This is a genomic window from Mucilaginibacter psychrotolerans (genome assembly GCF_004519315.1).
Classification (GTDB): Bacteria; Bacteroidota; Bacteroidia; order Sphingobacteriales; family Sphingobacteriaceae; genus Mucilaginibacter; species Mucilaginibacter psychrotolerans.
Map to the genome: position 1 here is coordinate 1 of NZ_SOZE01000048.1, position 17,390 is coordinate 17,390.

Below are 17,390 nucleotides of genomic sequence, written 5' to 3' on the forward strand. Positions count from 1 at the left end.
GCAACTTATCTAAAAGAACAATTAGTGCCTATCTGGTACCATATCCAAAACAGTGGTAAATACACTCCGAAAAGACTGCTTTTAAATATATAGGGCAGTCGACTTATTCACCAAACCCTACTTAGAACTAAATTGGGTTCCCTTGTAATTTACGGCAAGTGATGGTAATTACTTCGTTAGCCAACACGGCAGCTAGCACACTTGCGTTTTCTTAAAAAGAAAAATAGGCCAGTCTGACTACGTTGGAAGTTGCTTCTACCCTATCAATATCAGATTCCTAATACTTTGCACAATAAATCCTCTAAAAATCTTTTTGCCTGATCTCCTTCATTTCCAATAGAGATATCAACCAAATCCCTCAGGTTAGCATAAAAAAACTGCTGATGAAGTCAAGCTTTAACTAAAGTTGCACTAAAAGATTTGGGATATTGATAATGGGGACTACGTGACGCAATTACCTCGGCTATTTTGGCACAAACATTTTCATAGGCAGCAAAGGCACCAAAGTTATTTAACTCAGTAACGTCTGTAACGAGGAACACTTTGCTACTTTCATTTACCAATATTCTATGGAGATGTGAACTATTGTAATGTAAATTGGCATTTTCTACAGATATCACCTTAGTTAATAGCTCAATTATTATATTCAATTGTTGTTTATAGTCTGAAACGTTTTCTAGTTTAATACTTAGTATAAATTCTACATAACTCCAATACCAATTAACAATATAAAGTAAAAGCCGGTGCTTATTTTGGAAGTATCTGTAGATGCTTGCTTCGGTAGAGTTGATTTCGACAGCCAATTTTTTGAAGTTGAATTCTTCAAAACCCAATTGAGCTATAAGGTCAATTGCTTTGCTTACCATCAATCTACCCAATTCAGTACTAAACGGATCTCTCAAGAACAACTTTTGATTTAAAGGAAAATCTAATTGAAAGTTCATACTGTTGCAGGTTTAGGATGCACTGTTCACCAACTACCAACCAGCCAATTAAGGTATTGTATTGTTTTAAATCGCTTGGTATAAATTTCATTCAGCTTTTCTTGTGTATCCAGCACTTTTTGTTCCCTCGAATTCACCAGGAACAAGGAACTTTCGCCCATCTTAAATTTAGTCTCCTCACCTGTCAATAAAGCCCTGTTATTGTTTTGTATCGCATTATTGATCAGAATCTGCTTTTCGAGGTTCATAAAATCATTTCGATAATTATTCCACTTTACCATAATAAGGTTTTGCTTATCTAAAAGGTAATATTCGGCTTCCTTTATCTTTATCTTACTTAAACTATAGGCGGCCCGCTGTTTGGTGAAGGTTAACGGCATGGCAATAGTGAAACCAAGTTTCTGGTTGTTTTGCAACCAGTTAAATTCATGTTATTAAAGAATGCGCCGCCCGAGTTGAGGATGCCAATATTTACGTTGAATGTAGGTTTGATTTCTTCTAATTTGAGTTTCCTTTCAATATTCAGCTGATCTATCTTAAGCCTGTATGCCTTTACTTCCGGATTTTTGGCAGACACCGCAGCCGGTTCTTTTAAAAGCAGGCTATCGGGTACAGCCATTTTAATAAGGCTGGTATCCGGTTTAATTTTTAATTTTTCGGGGTCAGTAGCGGTTAAATTATCCAGCCATAAATAAGCAGCCAGGTCGTTCTTTTTATTTAAAAGCAAGTTCTGGTATTCGGTTAGCTTTTGCTGCCTGCTTTGAAGAAGCGTCAGCGCTTCTAAGGTGTCAATAGCCGGTCTGTCGCCATTTTTATATAGCAGTTTTACACCCTTAAGCCTTACTGAGGCCAGATCAACAGCCTTTTCATAAACCTTTGCATTTAACCAGGCATTTAGCCATTCTGCATAGGTATGGGTAGCGTTTACAAACAGATCGTTCAGCATCTGTCGCTGTTCGTTAGCAGCGATGTTTTGGTAGATAGCAGCCCGCTTCAGCGCAGCTCTGCGTTCATCAATCAATAAACCGCGGCCCAACGGTACGCTTACCCCTAAGTAACTTAGGCCTTCTTTGGGTACCTTATTTTCGGGATTTACGTAATAACCGTCATAGTTTGTGTAACTCCCTTTTAAATCGATACCATACCAAAGCGGCAATTTAATCTCTGGTGTCACGTAATCGTAGTAACTGATTCCCCCCAACACTTTCTGCTCCCGGTTAACTTCCAGCTTTGGATCAAAACCACCAATTGCTTCCCTGCGCGTGTACCGGGCTTTATCGGTATTTAATTCCGCCTGCAATGCAACAGGATGATAACGCTTAATTGCTGCCAGGTATTCGTTTAGCGTTAATAACTGATCTTGCCCAAGCGCATGTAAACAAACCATGCACAGGATAAAGGCTAACGTTATTCTTTTCATTTCTTGTTATTCGTTTTACCTTGATCTGTAGCAGTCGAAGTATAAAAATTGGGCGGAAAGCCATTGAGTTGGCGCCACAGTTCGTACCATACTGGCACATTATTAAGCAATGCGATAAGATAACCTGGCAGCCGGTGCCATATCGTACACCAGCGGGCCATTGCTTACTACCTTCATCCGGCTGTATCCATACTTTAAATTTACCCGATGCATCGATACTGTTATCGATGGCGGCAACACGGCCGGTAAATAAACCGTATGATGCCTGCGGCCAGCCCGAAAAAACAATGGCCGGGAAACCGTCAAATTGCACCCGTACCAACTGCCCGTTACTGATTAGTGGCATATCGTTGGGCTCAACCGCTATCTCGATAGCTTTTTGAAAATGCAGGGGCACAATGGTAAGCAGTTGTTCGCCATCCTTAACAGTTTCGCCTATACCCGCTTTGATGCTTTGTAAAACCTGGCCGCTTTGCGGAGCGATAATGTAATGAAAATTACTCCGTGCATTATAATTGAATAATTGATTCCTGAGTTTTGAAATTTCGCCTTGGCCGCTTGCCGCCTGAGACAGTGCGGTAAAACGATCGCCTGACACTTTCGATATCTTCTCTGTGTAATCCTGAGACGTGGCCGAAATTTCCAGCTTAATATTTAGCAGTTCATTTTTGCTGTTGTAAAATTTATTTTCGGTACCTATCCTTTTAGCTAAAGCATCCTGATAATATTGCTGCCGTTGCTCATACTCGGTTAGCGATTTTAAACCTGCCTGATAAAGTTCTTTTTGCCTTTTTAATTGAACATCTGCTATATTCAGCTGGTTGGCCGCAGCGGCCATAGCTATACTATCTGATTGTACCTGCAGCCCGTATTGCTTAAGCTTATTTTGCAGCTGACGTAGTTTTAGCTGCAGGCTCTGTTGCAGAGCAGAAATCTGGCTATCGGCTGTTTTTACTTTACTTTTATAAAACTCAGTCGCATCATTTTTAGAACGAAGTTGTTCGGAAGTTCGCTGGGTGAGTTCAGGGTCCAGGTATTCGTCTTTAGTTTCGGTAATTTGCAGCAAAGTATCCCCTTGCTTTACCATGGCGCCATCGCGTACGTACCATTTGGCTATTCGCCCCGGTATCATGGTATTTATCTGTTGGGGGCGCTGCTGCGGTTCAAGAGTGGACACATTCCCTTTTGAACGGATATTTTGTGTCCAAGGCAGTAGTAATACTACTAGTATAATGATGAGTATAGCAGCCATCCATTTAACTTTGGGTATAGACTGGCTGGCATCCATCGCTTTTTTGAATGAACGGTAATCTAAATAGCGGCTGGTATGTGTATTTTTTTCCAAAAACATCAATTTGTAGTTTACTTGTTTAGGGTTATTAGCTTATCGCAAACGCTGTTGAGTTCTTCGAGGTTTGATATAGCAATCAGGCTAAAACTTTTATCATTTATAAGTTTATCAATTATCAAGCTGCGGTGTTCGTTTTCTATTCCCTGCCAGCCATTTTCCATAACGAGAAGTGCCGGTTTTAATAAAAAGCAGCGTGCTAAAAGTATTTTTTGAATTACACTATCTGAAAGCTTTTGGCCCTGTGGATTGAGCAATGTATTATAGCCATTTTCGCTCGCGTCGATAAAAGCTTGCAAACCTACCAGTTGGCAAATTTCAACAATAAACGAAAGGTTTAATTGCTCGTCGCCCAAGGTTAGATTATCCCAAAGGGTGCCGCCGAACAATTCTTCCCTTGCAAAAAATATCGCCACACGGGAGCGCCAAACTTCGGCGGGTATGTTTTGAAGTGGTATGCCGTTGATCAAAATTTGTCCGCTGTAACCACTGTATAAGCCTGCAATTATCCGCAATAAGGTGGTTTTGCCCGAACCTTCTTTCCCATTGATGCAAATTTTTTCTCCTGGTTTAACGTCAAAAGTCAGCTGATCGATGACAGGTTTGCGATTGTTAAAGGAGAAACTTAGGTTTTGAACAGCGATGGTTAAAGGCTGTTTAAGATCGATATTTCCGGTAGTTGCGGTGCTTAATTCATTATCGTGCGGTTTTTGCAAAACCTTATCCAACTTTTCAATCGAAGTAAGTACATCATATAGCGTTTCCAGGCTAACGATCAATTTCTCTACCGAGTTGAGTACGGCAATAATAATGATCTCCGCTGCTATGAACTGGCCGAGGTTAATTTGCTGTTTAAGGAACAAAAGTGTGCCGATGACTAACATTGCTGCAGTTATGATTACTTTGAACGCTATTAACGCCCTGTATTGAAATACAAGTACCTTAAAATGCGCGCTACGTGCATCAAGATACCCAGCCGTAAGTTCGTCGGTTCTTTTCATGTGCAACTGATGCTTCTGTGAAAACTTGAAGGTTTTGATGGCCCTTGAGATCTCTTCCAGCCAGTGGCCAACCTCATACTTGTATTCGCTTTCCTCCATGCTGGTAGTGAAACCTTTATGGCTGCTTAGGTAAAATATTATCCAAACAATGATCAACAAAATCAGTCCTAAAATGATGAAAACAGGATGGTAGAAACTTAAGAGAACCAGACCGAACAATATCTGTATAGAAGCTCCCGGAATATCAAGTAACAATTTAGAAAGCCCTTTCTGTAAACTTGCTGTATCAAAAAAGCGATTTACGAGTTCGGGAAGATAATAGCTGTCAACGCTCAAAAGATCTATACGGGGTATGCGATAGGCATAAGCAAAAGTGAGGCGTGTGAAAATACGCTGTTGGATACTTTCTGTTACGCGCATTTGCATTACCTGTATCATGCCACTCAGCAACACACCTACTACTACGAACGAAATAAGCACTACCAATGATGCAGATAAAACACCGCCAAAAAGCAGACCGATTATTGCCTGTATACCTAATGGCAGCGAAAGCTGAATAAGGCCTGTTAGTGTAGCAAAAAAGTATATCTGTCCAACTTCCTTTCTTTCCAGGTTGATAAGTTGTAAAAGTTTCTTCCCGGCATTTCTTATCGAAATCTGAACCTTATCTGACATTGATCAATTGATTAAAATTTATCTCAATAAAACCTGTAACTCCAACTTGATGATCCCGATCAACAACCTCAGTCAAAATCATCCTTATAACGTCGCTGTTAATTTGCATTTTTTTTCTTTTTTTTCTATCATACTCATGTTATAATCATTTAAAAATGATGGCGATGAGCAATTTAACACTTTAGTAATTTATCTTTTAATAAAATATAGGGTTATTGAATTGCTACTACTGATTTGAGCGTAACATCGCCACCTTTTTTGCTAATAAAAGCGCGGATTTCAAACAAATCTTTTTGCAATTGCTTTATGCGCCGTTCGCGCGACTTAATGTCCTGTTCTGAGCTTTGTCGGCTGATCTTATTTTCGTGAAAGCGGATCTTTACATGAATCATCGCCGTAAGGAGGTCCAGTGCTTCGGCACCGCTAAACTGCCCTTCTATTAGTTGTATATCCATTTCTACCTATTTTATCGTACGTACCCCAAGCAACAGCTGCCTTGTCCTCAAATGCTTAATGAATATCGGTTTTGATTGTGTCAATCCCCAATTCAATAGCGCTGTTAAGCAACTTTACAATTTGATTATGGCTTAAAAATCGCCCAGTATTTTTTGCTATTATTTCCGACAAAAATGCGTTCGGCCACTCATAAATTTTCATTTATATTTGTAATGAAATACATAAAAATTATTTATGAATTATACTTTTCATCAACTTAAAATATTTTTAAAAGTTACCCAACTCAAGAGCATTACCAAGGCGGCGGAAGAGCTACACCTTACACAGCCTGCAGTATCCATACAGCTCAGAAATTTTCAGGAGCAATTCGAAATTCCGCTTACGGAAGTAATAGGAAGACAATTGTACGTTACAGATTTTGGAACGGAGATAGCAAAAGCAGCTGAAAAAATACTAGATGAAGTATATGCCATAAATTACAAAACGCTGGCATACAAAGGCCAACTAGCTGGGCGCTTAAAGCTATCCGTTGTATCCACAGGAAAATACATTATTCCCTATTTTCTTTCGGGCTTTTTGAAAGAGCACCCTGGGGTAGAATTGGTTTTAGACGTCACCAATCGGTCGAAAGTGATTGAAAGTCTCGAAAACAATGAGGTCGACTTCTCGTTGGTCTCTGTTCTTCCGGATCAGCTACAGGTGGAACGGACGGAGCTTATGCCAAACAAACTGTATCTGATTGGCTATAAAGAGCATGAGCTGAATAATGACGCTTATGATTACAACATATTTAAAGAATTGCCCCTAATCTACAGAGAGCCAGGATCGGGCACGCGCCAGACGATGGAAAAGTTTATCTATAAAAATCTGCTGCCAGTTAGAAAAAAGATGGAACTTACCTCTAATGAAGCGGTAAAACAAGCGGTAATTGCGGGCCTGGGCTTTTCAATTATGCCGCTCATAGGCATTAAGAACGAATTAATCAACGGTGAATTACAAATTATAAAGGTTGAAGGCTTTCCGATCATGTCAACATGGAATCTTATCTGGCTAAAAAACAAAGAATTCTCGCCATTAGCTGATGCCTATTTAAATTATCTTGACCAGCATAAAAAGCAGATAATTAGTGATAAATTCAGCTGGTATGATGAATGGGGCAAATAAGTAATTTGGGATCAATCCAATATTTTGCGGCCAAGTAAACAACAAAGGCCTGTGAATCATATGATCTACAGGCCTTAAATAATGTTATTTTTCAACTTAGCGGTGAGGGAGGGATTCGAACCATACCTCATATACCACTAATAATCAATATTTTACACATTTATCGAATCCATGTCACCACGAATGTCGCACTATTATTTATGGCTGTAAATCAAGAGTAAATCTAAACAATAATTGCTAAAAATTATAACCTTCATAGGCTAAATCTTCGAGCGCCACAATAGTAACTTCCATTAAGTCTATATGGCGATATCGAAAAATATCACCAAATTGCAGCTTAAATTTTTATTTAATGGAACCTTTTGGATTTGATAAACTTCCCGAAATTGTACGACAATTATTTGAAAAAGTAGAGCATATAGAGAAAATGCTTCAAAAATTTGAACCGAAAGTGATAGAAGAAAATCAATTATTAAACGTGTCCGAGGCGGCTGATTTTTTTGAAAATAAGCACAGCTTCATTGTATACAAAGGTAAGTCGAAAAGAAATACCGGTAAGCAAACCAGGCAAAAGACTTTATTTCGTTAAAGCAGAACTACAGGAATGGGTAAAACTTGGACAAAGAAAAACATCAGCTGAAATAAGTCACGACGCAAACCTGTATAAAGCTCATAGAAAATCTTAATACTTATTCCCTACCCCTCCCCTCCCTATTGCTCTTTATGTGATGAGTAGATACAATTCATCGATTACGATTTTCGAATATAGCCGCAATTTTCATTTTTATTTCTTGCGATATAATATTGGCAATAATTAGCTTTTAAATTAATTCTCTACAGTTGCGAAACAAAGTATGTTAACTTGCGATACATAAAGTACTTATAAATTGATTATCAAATAGTTACATGTATTCAGTAACAAATCAACAACAAAAATAATCACACCAAATTTTAGATAAATGATGTGGAAAACTTGCATGAGCTTACCTTTGATCGGATAATTTTATACTTAAAAATACTCATAAGTCAAACACGATGTACTCTCTGAGAATATCCAGCCGCAAGCCTTACGCTATTTAAATAACATTTATCATTTAGTGCTGATTACTAGCTTTTTTTGAATGGATAATAGGCAAGATTGAACATTAGCGCTTAGCAGGTTTACAGATGTCTCCAATTGGCCAAGCAACATAGTGCGTGTTTGCAGATCATCCTCTGAGTAACTACCACCTTTTTTAAATAGCAGTTCGAGCGTATGGGTATTGGCTCCGTTTAGCTCAATGCTCCACCATCTTTTTTTAATGTTTTGCTGTAAAGATAAGTTGTTGTTGCCTGTGTTGAGTTCTTTCCTATTCATGAGCTGCCAGATAAATGCCGGATATTCTTCCGAAACCTTTGTGTCAGTCCAAATATCCGAAAGCAGGTTTCTTTCATAAGTGAAGTCTACTTTATTGTGTCCGGATTGCAGTAGTTTAGCACCCAAATAGGCTGAGACAATAGCTCCGCCGATAACTATTGTATTTTGGGGCTTACTACTTTTAACAAGCACTGGTACCACTGTAGTTGCCGAACCGGCAAACATGGCCGCTATAGTTAAATTATTAGCTCTCTTTGTTTTGTAGCCGTCCAGGTATGCGGCGGCCCTTTTTGTCCTTTCCGTTTCGCAACTAAGCTCAGATTGCAGTTCATCAAAAATCGATTTTACCCTTAACAACTGTTCCTGTATCCGCTGTTGTAAGCCAGGCCCCTTAATCATCGTCCCGACAGGCCTGTCGTTTTGAGTTATTAGCAACTGTTTAATAACAGGTATCATCCCGGTAGCATTAGCTACCAGAATTTCCTTTTTTGAAAACCCGTTGCTTAGCAACGAATCATTTTCCAATAGTGAATCTGGATTATTAAAAGAAGGTTCAATTTCGCTAAAAACACCATTAATATTTGAAACACAATAATCATCCTTCATGATCAGACGAAACTTAGACGCTTCTCTGGTAGTATTGCAGCCCATTAACAGCGGCAGTATGCCAATTAAAAAAAATGAAGATGCCAGTAGTTTAGTTTTATTCTTCATGATAGTTTGAGTTTAAATTTTACGCAGATAATGTTTTGCATAAATGTAATAGCGTGTAAAGCCGTATGGATAGGGCTATTCGTTAAACAGGCAAAAAGTATCGTTAAATACGGTACGCTAAAGCCATGCGGCTTCAGGATAAATTAATCGCTGCGCTATACGTTAAATAATTGAAGAATAATGAAGTCCTTTAGTGGAAAGGGATAGTGTTATTGTGTTTTTATGATCGGAGCCACTTTTTTAGAACACGGGTTAGTGTTGGCATCACTACCCAAGTTAATATACCCACCATACATACAGCAATGATCAGCAGTCGAATAAATAAAGGAAAATCTTTTACAAAAGGGCTAATGGCTAAATTAAGGAGTATACTGGTTGGAAACACCCCGCAGAGTGTAACCAGTGCCATTTTCCAGCGCGGTGGCGCCGCAGCAGACCTAAAAAATGCCTCAAGGCCGTTTAGCTCACAGTAAATGGGTTGTTCTGTTATTTTGGATGCATATTCTTCCCACTTCTTAAAATGTTCGGAGTGGTAGAATGCATCCCGTTCAGCCTTATTTTTGAAGGTTCGCAATATGCCTATTTCCCGGTCATCATCACCTTCGGGCCCAGAAATAATACTGGCACCATGAACCCCATCATGCCGAAATGATTCGCCCATAAACTGGTGAAGCGCATCCTTAAATTCGTGCTCTTTACCCGGCAACACTTTACGGGTAATGGCGACATGTATTGGCATATTCAGTTATTCTCTTGATCAAATATAGGAAACAGAATATATATTGTAACCCCTTAATTAACTATGCCACTGTTTGCCCAACAGCACTTTACTTGGTTTTAACGATAGTATTTCCCTATTCAACGAAAATGATAATGGCGTTTTTATAAGGGCACTAATTTAGGATATAATTAAAAAACACCAGAAACACAATCGCCATGAAAATATTAGCATTGCCACCTCACCCCTCCTTTGTACACACAAAATATAACCGCGTAAAAAATCCGGTTCAAACGAATACTGAAGTTAAACGAAAAATGTTTTCTATATCAAAACCGACCACCAGTTGGTTTAATGCCGAGGCACCAGAAAACCTGACTATTAAAGAAGCAATAATACGGGCTGCATTGGTAATCACCATGCCCATGTTATCGGCCATAGACTGGACATACGGCACTCATACCCTTTATATTATAGCACCGTCTATATTCTATCTTGAAGTTACTGCCTTTACAATGTACTGCCCTATCAAGGCACTATTTAGTAATTACAGCCATCCTCCAAAATTTGAGTAAACATCAACGCACCGGCAGTAGTTGCTGGCTTTAACTATGCAGCAATAGGGCAGCATGTGCCTAAATTATACACAACTTAATAAAAAAATTGAATTACCATGTCAAAAACAATAGCAGCAAAATTAGTAGAGATACTGGAGCAAGCCGGTGTAACTCATATACATGGCGTAGTTGGCGATTCGCTCAACGGAATTACGGATGAACTGCGCAAATCAGGTAAAATCAAATGGATCCACTACCGTCATGAGGAGGCAGCCGCATTTGCCGCTGGTGCCGAAGCACAATTAACCGGAAAACTGGCAGTTTGCGCGGGCAGCTGTGGCCCGGGCAATATGCACCTGATCAACGGTTTATATGATGCGCATCGCAGTAATGCGCCTGTTTTAGCTATTGCGGCGCAAATTCCAAGCGAGCAAATTGGCACCAGCTATTTTCAGGAAACCCGGCCTGAAGCTTTATTCCGCGAATGCAGCTACTATTGCGAAACTATTGCTTCAGCAAAACAAATGCCCAGGGTATTGCAAATAGCTATTCAAACTGCCATTAGCCTAAAAGGGGTATCGATAGTTAGCTTATCTGGCGATGTAGCCATGCAAACAATTGATAATGATGAACTGGAACATCCTTTGTTTTTAAATCGCCCACTTACCCGTCCGTCCGACACAGACCTTAAAGAGCTGGCCATGCTTATTGATCAGGCAGAGGCTATAACATTACTTTGCGGCGCAGGCTGTGCCGGCGCGCATGATGAGTTAATTACACTGGCAGGGCTGCTTTCATCACCTACGGTACACGCGCTTCGCGGGAAAGAATATGTTCAATATGACAACCCTTTTGATGTGGGCATGACCGGGCTTATCGGGATGGCATCCGGCAACCACGCGGTAAAGAACTGCGACCTATTGTTGATGCTGGGCACCGATTTTCCATACAAAGAATGGTATCCCGATGGTGCAAAAATTGTTCAGATCGATATCAGGCCCGAACGTTTGGGCAGGCGCTGCAAACTGGACTTAGGGCTTACAGGTGATATTGGTGAAACCATCAAGGCCCTAATACCATTGGTAAAAGCCAAAACCGATGCCTTATTCCTGAAAGACTGCCAGGCCCGGTATAAGCAAAACCGCATCAATCTTGATAAACGTGCCGCTGGTGAAACCGGGAAATTAATACATCCCGAATACCTCACCAAAGTTTTAAGCGACCAGGCAGAACCAGATACCATATTCACCGCCGATGTAGGTACCCCTACGGTTTGGGCGGCCAGGTATTTGGATATGAAAAAAGGCAGAAGACTTATTGGCTCATTTAACCACGGCTCTATGGCCAGTGCCATGCCTCAGGCTATTGGCGCGCAACTTGCGTTTCCGGAAAGGCAGGTGATCTCCCTATCCGGCGACGGAGGTTTTGCGATGATGATGGGCGATATCCTGACCATCTACCAGTATGATCTGCCGGTGAAACTGATTATTTATAACAATGGTTCGTTAGGCTTTGTAGCCATGGAGATGAAGGTAATAGGTATGCCGCCGTTTGGCACCGAACTTAAAAATCCGGATTTCGCAAAAATGGCAGAAGCAATCGGCATTATGGGTATACGCGTAGAAAATTCAGAAGATTTACCGGCTGCGGTAGCAAAGGCATTAGCGCACAAGGGGCCGGTTTTGATAGACGTGTTAACCAACCCAACAGAGCTGGCTATGCCGCCGCAGATCAATTTTGACGAAGCAAAGGGCTTTGGCATTTATATGTTAAGGCAAACGCTTTTAGGCGATGGTGCCGAGGTTTGGGATACCTTAAACACTAATTTTTTGAAATAGATATGAAAGCAACTGTCATCGGCGGATCTATAGGCGGGTTATTAACCGGCATAGCATTGCAAAAATCCGGCTATCAGGTTGATATTTATGAACGCTCGGCATCGGCAATGCAAGGCCGGGGTGCCGGGCTGGTTGTACAGCCTGGATTAATGAATTACATGATACGTCAAGGCATATCCAGCCATCAGCTTTTCGGTGTTCCGGCAATGCAAAGGCAGATACTGAACGACCAGGGATACCCAGCTTACAGATATGAGAACGATACCTCTTTTACATCATGGAATTATCTTTGGCAGCAGTTGAAGGCCTACTTTCCGGAAGAAAATTATCATTATAACCATCAGTTGGCAGGCCTGCAGCAAACAGGCGATATTGTAACCGGAACTTTCGCCGATGGCAGCCAAATTGAAACTGATTTGCTCATTGGCGCCGATGGATACAATTCGGTAGTGCGCAAACATCTTTTTCCGGGTATAGCCCCCCTGTACGCCGGTTATGTTGCTTATCGCGGCCTTATCCCCGAAGACGAATTGACAGTAGAAGAAATTGACTTTTTTGCTGATAAGTTTACTTTATACCCCTACAGTAATTCTCATTTACTGGCTTATCTGGTGCCGGGCAATGATGGCGAATTGGGCAATGGCCACAGGCAATTAAACTGGGTTTGGTACCTCAACAAAACTGAGGCAGAGCTGAAAGAGTTAATGACAGATAAAAATGGTATTGAGCGGCAATATAGCATGCCCGCTACCTTCTTGCGTCAGGAAAACATCGCCGAATTAAGATCACGGGCACAAATTGAATTGCCTGAGATACTATCGGCCAGGGTACAACAAACCCAAAACCCTTTTGTGCAGGTAATAGTTGATATGGCGGTGCCCAAAATGTACGAGGGCCGGGTAGTGATACTTGGCGATGCGGCAGCGCTGGTAAGGCCGCATACCGCGTCCGGAACGGCTAAAGCATACGAAGATGCCTTGGCCTTGGCCGCTGCATTAACAGACCATAGTAACATTGCAAGTGCCTTAAAACAGTGGAATAGCGTACAACTGCAGCATACTGCCGAACTAATTAGTTACGGAAGACAATTGGCAAAAGGGAGCGGATTAGGACAAAATTTAATTAACAACAAATATTAATCATCATGGAAGATAACCAGGTATTAAACCACATTAAAGCCCTAACAGAAAAAGAAGAAAAACTGTGGGGTAATGAGAATATAACAGACGATGACGTGCAGCAACTGCATCAAATCAAACTGGAGCTTGATCAATATTGGGACTTACTGAATCAAAGAAGAGCTTTACGCGATGCGCATAAAAACCCGAATAAAGCCGAGATAAGAGATATCGACACTATTGAAAATTACAAAAATTAAAGCTAAAACCATGGCAACTCTCAATTTATTCAGGCCACTCCAAATCAGGGGTATGGCATTAAAAAACAGGATCGTTGTATCGCCTATGCAACAGTTCAGTGCCGTTAACGGCAAAGTTGGACATTGGCACATGGTACATTTAGGCAGCCGCGCCGTGGGTGGCGCAGGGCTCATTATTACCGAAAGCCTGGCTGTGAACAAAGAAGGCCGCAGTACACACTATGATGCCGGCTTATGGAACGACGGGCAGATAGCCGGCTGGCGCACCATTAACAAATTCATTCATGAACAGGGTGCAAAAACCGCCGCCCAGATTGCCCATTTTGGCAGCAAGGGCAGCCGGTCGCATCCTAACGATGGCTTACAATACCTAACACCCGAAAACGGTGGCTGGCTAACCAAAAGTTCATCGGCCGTTGCGCCTTTTAACAACATGAGCCTTCCTAAAGAACTTTCATTACGGGGCATTCAAAAGATCAGGAAAGACTTTTCCGCAGCCGCATTACGGGCGGTAGCGGCAGGGTTTGACGCTATTGAACTGCACGCCGGGCATGGTTATCTTTTTCATCAGTTCTATTCAAATATCATTAATCAGCGCACCGATAAGTATGGCGGAAGTTTTGAGAACCGCATCCGCCTGTTGGTAGAAACCGCTGAAGAGATCAGACGGATCATCCCGCAAACCATGCCTTTACTGGTACGCCTATCTGCTGTTGATTATTTGGAAGACGAAAGAGCCTGGAAAATAGAAGATAGTATTGTGCTGGCCGGTATATTGAAACAAATAGGTGTAGACCTGATCACGGCTTCGGCAGGAGGATTTGTTTTTTTGGATAAATCAAGAGTATATCCCTCATACCAGGTGCCTTTTGCCGAAAAGATAAAAGCTGAAACAGGTATCCTGACCGGTGCCGTTGGCGCAATTACCGAAGCCGGACAGGCTGATGAGATCATTGCATCCGGCAAGGCCGACCTGGTGATTATGGCGCGCGAATTTTTAAGAGATCCTTATTTCGCGTTACACGCTGCTAAACAACTAGGTGCTGATGTAGCTATTCCTTTTCAGTATAAGAGGGCGTTTTAACCGATATGATGATGGAAACTACATTGGCGGTCAACCTAACACAGCCTGGGCAAAGGGCACGGCTATAGTACGTGATGAGGCTGCGTACCTGGTAACCGGTACAGACTTGTATGAACCATCTTTTGCAAACAAATGGTCTAATTTATTTACACCATCCTTTTTGGAAACAGCGTGAATGGCTGCTTTGCAGTCGGCGATGTCAGGCATAACACCATTAAAAGGGTAGCCTCAGCCGTTGTCGAGGGTGCCATGTCCGTAACTTTTGTACACAGGTATTTAACCAAAAACTATTAAAAAATGGAAACTCAAATTTGCAATCACCTTAAATTAATGGTAGTTAAGCCCGCCGACAAATATTATTGCGAAGAATGTGTAAAAACGGGCAGTACATGGCCGCATCTGCGGGCATGCCGCGCATACCCATCACCCCGTTGTAATATCTGCCGAACCCGACGAATATTGGGCTTACTGCTACCCGCACGATCAAATGATAACTATTATTCCTTATTAAAAATATGCCTCGCCTCTTCTACCGCAGCAAGGCATATTTTCTTCACTTCGGCTATAACAGTCGGCTGTACTTCGTCCATGGCGTTAGCATCTTCAAGGCTATCAAGCAGATCATTTAACAGTGGTAACAAACCCATAATGGAAACGCTGGTTTTCATATCATGAGATGTACGCTTAAGTTCAGTTAAATCCTGATTTTGAAAAGCAATTTCAAGGTTCCGAACATCCGCCGGGATACCTTCTATAAAATGTCCGGTAACTAATTTTTCATAAACCATATTCCCTTTGCTGATTTCTCTCATATAAGCAAGGTCAATATATTGATATGCTCCAGAGACTATAGATGGTGTCGCTGCGGATATAGATCCAATTTTTGGGCCTATAAATTTATTGATTATCTTAAAAAGATGTTCTTCGTTGATGGGCTTTGAAATGTAATCGTTCATACCATTGCTTATACACTTTTCGCGCTCACCGGCCATAGCGTGCGCCGTCATGGCAACTATGGGTGTATTCAGCTTTAGGTCTTCGCGTATGTGTCGTGTAGCTGTGTATCCGTCCATTTTTGGCATTTGTATATCCATCAGCACCAGGTCGAACGATTTTGCCTTGATTGTTTCTAATGCTTCTAAGCCATTGGCGGCAATAGTAAAAGATGCCCCCCATTGTATTAACAAGTGTTTCAACAAGCTTTGGTTCATCGCGTTATCATCCACCACCAGTATTTGCAATGATGAATTTACCATCTCTTTCAATTCCTGTGTGGTCATTTGCGGTTTAAGATCTATTTGCTCATCGGCAATGGTATAGGGGATATCAAATGCAAACTCAGTCCCTTTACCGGGTATACTATGCACCGAAATATTACCACCCTGCAGCTCGATGAGCGTTTTGACGATGGAAAGTCCAAGCCCGGTTCCGCCATAATTACGGGTGATGGAATCTTCAGCCTGATTAAAGCGTTCAAAAATTTTGTCGAGTTTTTCATTGCTGATACCGATGCCTGTATCCTTAACCTTTACACCCAGTTGCATATCGCTGCCGTTTGCAGATACGATATCTATCTGAACTTCGATCATCCCGCCATCACTAAATTTTAACGCATTGCCAATCAGGTTCACCAATATCTGTGTAAGGCGGGTAGCGTCGCCCACCAGGGTATCGGGTACGTTATCTTCAACGCTACAATTTAACTGCAAACCCTTCTCATTAACCCTTTCTTTAAAAAGTGTTTCGATAGAATGAACGAGCCCGCGCACGCTGAACGGGGCTTTCACAATCCGCATCATCCCTGCTTCGATCTTAGACAGGTCAAGTATATCATTGATGATTGCCATCAGGTTTTCGCCGGCTTTCTGGATAGCTTCAATAAACTCTGCCGAATCGGGGTCTTTATCCCGCCGTTGCAATAAATTGGTAAACCCAAGTATCGAGTTAAGCGGCGTACGAATCTCGTGGCTCATATTGGCCAGGAAATTTTCTTTAACCTGCAAAGCTTCTATTGACCTCTTTTCTGAAGCATCCAGTTTAATAATTAACTTGTTTTGCTGGCTGAACTGGCCTAAGATGAACCAGCAAAACACAGCGCCACTAACAAACATAAAGCCTATTAATATATTGCTGTAAACCCGGGCATGCCTGCTGCCCGCAATGCTATCCTGGCTTAGGGCAACTATTTTCTGCTGGCGGATGTCATATATTTTATGCGTAACAGAAGTAATTTCGTCCGAAATTCTGCGCGCGCGCGGATTGGCAATGAATGTAGTGTCATTCATGTTACCTAGCTTTAAATAGCGTTCAATAAGGGCGTTTTTGGTATTGACCTTTTCTTCGGAGAGTTGCTTTAGCCTGCGAAGATACTTTATAGTAGTTTTTCCGGCAGCATCATTATCCATAGAATCAAGATACACCATTACTGCAGACACCTTCTCGTCAACCCCCTCCAGGTGAGATGTATCGTTAGTTGCAATCGCCGCCCTGATCCGGCTCTCCACCCCTAGTATATCCCGGTCAATTTCCCTGAGGTGGTTGCTGGCTTTTAACTCCTGCATCAGTTTTTCATTGCCATGCAGCATGGCATCCATATTGGCAGAAAAGTTATCCCCTATGATGAGCAATAATATAGTAGCAACGCCAAAAGCTACCAGCATAAAATAACCAAAACGTTTGTTTGCCATTATCCGGGGTGTTGTGTTCATAAAAACAATCGGTAAAATTGGATAAAAC

The 17,390-nt window shown here is 41.5% G+C and carries 17 protein-coding genes; 7 read left to right on the top strand and 10 right to left on the bottom strand.

Translation table 11 applies throughout. The annotated features are described in order from the left end of the window. Positions 1-389: 389 nt before the first annotated feature. The 6 genes from E2R66_RS26315 to E2R66_RS26340 all read right to left on the bottom strand — a co-directional run bounded on the left by E2R66_RS26315 (position 390) and on the right by E2R66_RS26340 (position 5,843). Positions 390-944 carry a TetR/AcrR family transcriptional regulator gene (locus E2R66_RS26315; protein ID WP_133236582.1) on the bottom strand — a complete coding sequence of 185 codons (555 nt, stop codon included), beginning with the start codon at positions 942-944 and terminating at the stop codon, positions 390-392. 26 nt (positions 945-970) lie between these two features. After that, positions 971-1,324 (bottom strand): TolC family protein, encoded by a 354-nt coding sequence (locus E2R66_RS26320; protein ID WP_133236580.1) that lies wholly within the window; start codon positions 1,322-1,324, stop codon positions 971-973. Continuing rightward, complete coding sequence (locus E2R66_RS26325) at positions 1,315-2,364, bottom strand: TolC family protein (protein ID WP_133236578.1); 1,050 nt, start codon at positions 2,362-2,364, stop codon at positions 1,315-1,317. Before E2R66_RS26325 ends, E2R66_RS26320 begins: the two co-directional genes overlap by 10 nt. Further along, entirely contained in the window at positions 2,264-3,715 is a 1,452-nt protein-coding gene (locus tag E2R66_RS26330; protein ID WP_133236576.1) for an HlyD family secretion protein, read from the bottom strand. The genes E2R66_RS26325 and E2R66_RS26330 overlap by 101 nt, the downstream gene beginning before the upstream one ends. 11 nt (positions 3,716-3,726) lie before the next feature. Further along, complete coding sequence (locus E2R66_RS26335; RefSeq protein ID WP_133236574.1) at positions 3,727-5,388, bottom strand: peptidase domain-containing ABC transporter; 1,662 nt, start codon at positions 5,386-5,388, stop codon at positions 3,727-3,729. Between the two features lie 212 nt (positions 5,389-5,600). After that, a complete protein-coding gene (locus E2R66_RS26340; protein ID WP_133236572.1) occupies positions 5,601-5,843 on the bottom strand; it encodes a hypothetical protein in 243 nt (80 codons plus the stop codon). A gap of 235 nt (positions 5,844-6,078) precedes the next feature. Here E2R66_RS26340 and E2R66_RS26345 point away from each other — a divergent pair, with 235 nt between their 5' ends. Both E2R66_RS26345 and E2R66_RS26350 read left to right on the top strand, forming a co-directional pair. Then, positions 6,079-7,008 carry a LysR family transcriptional regulator gene (locus tag E2R66_RS26345; RefSeq protein WP_133236570.1) on the top strand — a complete coding sequence of 310 codons (930 nt, stop codon included), beginning with the start codon at positions 6,079-6,081 and terminating at the stop codon, positions 7,006-7,008. 352 nt (positions 7,009-7,360) lie between these two features. Next, the gene (locus E2R66_RS26350; RefSeq protein WP_204985998.1) at positions 7,361-7,597 is read left to right on the top strand and encodes a hypothetical protein; all 237 of its coding nucleotides are present in this window, start codon (positions 7,361-7,363) and stop codon (positions 7,595-7,597) included. Positions 7,598-8,098: 501 nt separating this feature from the next. On the opposite strand, the gene E2R66_RS26355 is transcribed toward E2R66_RS26350, so the two are convergent. Both E2R66_RS26355 and E2R66_RS26360 read right to left on the bottom strand, forming a co-directional pair. Further along, positions 8,099-9,079: a hypothetical protein gene (locus tag E2R66_RS26355; RefSeq protein ID WP_133236568.1), complete on the bottom strand. Its 981-nt coding sequence runs from the start codon at positions 9,077-9,079 to the stop codon at positions 8,099-8,101. Between the two features lie 220 nt (positions 9,080-9,299). Beyond that, entirely contained in the window at positions 9,300-9,818 is a 519-nt protein-coding gene (locus tag E2R66_RS26360; protein WP_133236566.1) for an antibiotic biosynthesis monooxygenase, read from the bottom strand. Between the two features lie 197 nt (positions 9,819-10,015). Between E2R66_RS26360 and E2R66_RS26365 the strand changes: the two genes are divergently transcribed. The 5 genes from E2R66_RS26365 to E2R66_RS26385 all read left to right on the top strand — a co-directional run bounded on the left by E2R66_RS26365 (position 10,016) and on the right by E2R66_RS26385 (position 14,654). Next, complete coding sequence (locus E2R66_RS26365) at positions 10,016-10,372, top strand: hypothetical protein (RefSeq protein WP_133236564.1); 357 nt, start codon at positions 10,016-10,018, stop codon at positions 10,370-10,372. Between the two features lie 98 nt (positions 10,373-10,470). Continuing rightward, entirely contained in the window at positions 10,471-12,192 is a 1,722-nt protein-coding gene (gene poxB / locus E2R66_RS26370) for a ubiquinone-dependent pyruvate dehydrogenase (protein ID WP_133236562.1), read from the top strand. A 2-nt stretch (positions 12,193-12,194) separates the two neighbouring features. Beyond that, on the top strand, positions 12,195-13,331 hold the full coding sequence (locus E2R66_RS26375; RefSeq protein ID WP_133236560.1) for an FAD binding domain-containing protein: 1,137 nt from the start codon (positions 12,195-12,197) through the stop codon (positions 13,329-13,331). 5 nt (positions 13,332-13,336) lie between these two features. Continuing rightward, positions 13,337-13,570 carry a DUF2630 family protein gene (locus E2R66_RS26380; RefSeq protein WP_133236558.1) on the top strand — a complete coding sequence of 78 codons (234 nt, stop codon included), beginning with the start codon at positions 13,337-13,339 and terminating at the stop codon, positions 13,568-13,570. Positions 13,571-13,580: 10 nt separating this feature from the next. Further along, a complete protein-coding gene (locus tag E2R66_RS26385; RefSeq protein ID WP_133236556.1) occupies positions 13,581-14,654 on the top strand; it encodes an NADH:flavin oxidoreductase/NADH oxidase in 1,074 nt (357 codons plus the stop codon). A gap of 30 nt (positions 14,655-14,684) precedes the next feature. Here the strand turns inward: E2R66_RS26385 and E2R66_RS28580 are convergent, their stop codons facing one another. After that, positions 14,685-14,861, bottom strand: a complete 177-nt coding sequence (locus E2R66_RS28580; protein WP_158288509.1) for a hypothetical protein — start codon at positions 14,859-14,861, stop codon at positions 14,685-14,687. Between the two features lie 290 nt (positions 14,862-15,151). Continuing rightward, positions 15,152-17,362, bottom strand: coding sequence for a response regulator (locus E2R66_RS26400; RefSeq protein ID WP_133236554.1), 2,211 nt, complete (start codon positions 17,360-17,362; stop codon positions 15,152-15,154). Between the last annotated feature and the right edge of the window lie 28 nt (positions 17,363-17,390).

Excerpts from the sequence above, each read along its gene's own strand:
- E2R66_RS26315 (WP_133236582.1), bottom strand. The coding sequence starts at position 944 with ATGAACTTTCAATTAGATTTTCCTTTAAATCAAAAGTTGTTCTTGAGA.
- E2R66_RS26320 (WP_133236580.1), bottom strand. The coding sequence starts at position 1,324 with ATGCCGTTAACCTTCACCAAACAGCGGGCCGCCTATAGTTTAAGTAAG.
- E2R66_RS26325 (WP_133236578.1), bottom strand. The coding sequence starts at position 2,364 with ATGAAAAGAATAACGTTAGCCTTTATCCTGTGCATGGTTTGTTTACAT.
- E2R66_RS26330 (WP_133236576.1), bottom strand. The coding sequence starts at position 3,715 with ATGTTTTTGGAAAAAAATACACATACCAGCCGCTATTTAGATTACCGT.
- E2R66_RS26335 (WP_133236574.1), bottom strand. The coding sequence starts at position 5,388 with ATGTCAGATAAGGTTCAGATTTCGATAAGAAATGCCGGGAAGAAACTT.
- E2R66_RS26340 (WP_133236572.1), bottom strand. The coding sequence starts at position 5,843 with ATGGATATACAACTAATAGAAGGGCAGTTTAGCGGTGCCGAAGCACTG.
- E2R66_RS26345 (WP_133236570.1), top strand. The coding sequence starts at position 6,079 with ATGAATTATACTTTTCATCAACTTAAAATATTTTTAAAAGTTACCCAA.
- E2R66_RS26350 (WP_204985998.1), top strand. The coding sequence starts at position 7,361 with ATGGAACCTTTTGGATTTGATAAACTTCCCGAAATTGTACGACAATTA.
- E2R66_RS26355 (WP_133236568.1), bottom strand. The coding sequence starts at position 9,079 with ATGAAGAATAAAACTAAACTACTGGCATCTTCATTTTTTTTAATTGGC.
- E2R66_RS26360 (WP_133236566.1), bottom strand. The coding sequence starts at position 9,818 with ATGCCAATACATGTCGCCATTACCCGTAAAGTGTTGCCGGGTAAAGAG.
- E2R66_RS26365 (WP_133236564.1), top strand. The coding sequence starts at position 10,016 with ATGAAAATATTAGCATTGCCACCTCACCCCTCCTTTGTACACACAAAA.
- poxB (WP_133236562.1), top strand. The coding sequence starts at position 10,471 with ATGTCAAAAACAATAGCAGCAAAATTAGTAGAGATACTGGAGCAAGCC.
- E2R66_RS26375 (WP_133236560.1), top strand. The coding sequence starts at position 12,195 with ATGAAAGCAACTGTCATCGGCGGATCTATAGGCGGGTTATTAACCGGC.
- E2R66_RS26380 (WP_133236558.1), top strand. The coding sequence starts at position 13,337 with ATGGAAGATAACCAGGTATTAAACCACATTAAAGCCCTAACAGAAAAA.
- E2R66_RS26385 (WP_133236556.1), top strand. The coding sequence starts at position 13,581 with ATGGCAACTCTCAATTTATTCAGGCCACTCCAAATCAGGGGTATGGCA.
- E2R66_RS28580 (WP_158288509.1), bottom strand. The coding sequence starts at position 14,861 with ATGCCTGACATCGCCGACTGCAAAGCAGCCATTCACGCTGTTTCCAAA.
- E2R66_RS26400 (WP_133236554.1), bottom strand. The coding sequence starts at position 17,362 with ATGAACACAACACCCCGGATAATGGCAAACAAACGTTTTGGTTATTTT.